The organism is Aliivibrio logei (assembly GCF_001691055.1).
Taxonomy (GTDB): Bacteria; Pseudomonadota; Gammaproteobacteria; order Enterobacterales; family Vibrionaceae; genus Aliivibrio; species Aliivibrio salmonicida.
This window is the reverse complement of sequence record NZ_MAJU01000043.1, coordinates 1-454: the sequence shown is the minus strand read 5'-3', so window position 1 is coordinate 454 and position 454 is coordinate 1. Positions and strand designations below refer to the sequence as shown.

Sequence of the window (454 nt, the reverse complement as noted above, 5' to 3'; positions counted from 1 at the left end):
TCCCAGCATCGTCACTTGAGCTAACAACAACATCGAACTCGGTATCGTTAGCTAGATCATTGCCCGCGACATCGACACTCCAGTTGCCATTTTCATCAACCGTGGTTTGGTAATCAGTGCCATTGATGGTCATGGTCACCACATCGTTTTCACTGATGTCGCCACCCGTTGCTGTACCGGTTACCGCAATGACTTGTCCACTTTCTGCCGCGTTAATCACGTCATCTGCCGTGATATTCGCTACCGTTACGGTGCCTTCGGTCGCTTCAAGATCAACCGTGTGGGTTGATGTTGCTGTGCTTTCGATTGTATTTCCTGCCGCGTCGGTTGACGCCACGCTCACCTCGAACTCGGTGTCGGCCGCAAGATCCGCGCCCGCCACGTTGACACTCCAGTTGCCATTTTCATCAACCGTGGTTTGGTAATCGGTGCCATTAATGGTCATGATCACCAC

General features: G+C 52.2%; 1 protein-coding gene. It reads right to left on the bottom strand.

Annotated elements, in window-relative coordinates; translation table 11 throughout:
* Window positions 1-454, bottom strand: a 454-nt coding sequence (locus A6E04_RS20675; protein WP_139078913.1) for an Ig-like domain-containing protein, incomplete at both ends; no start/stop codon positions are given.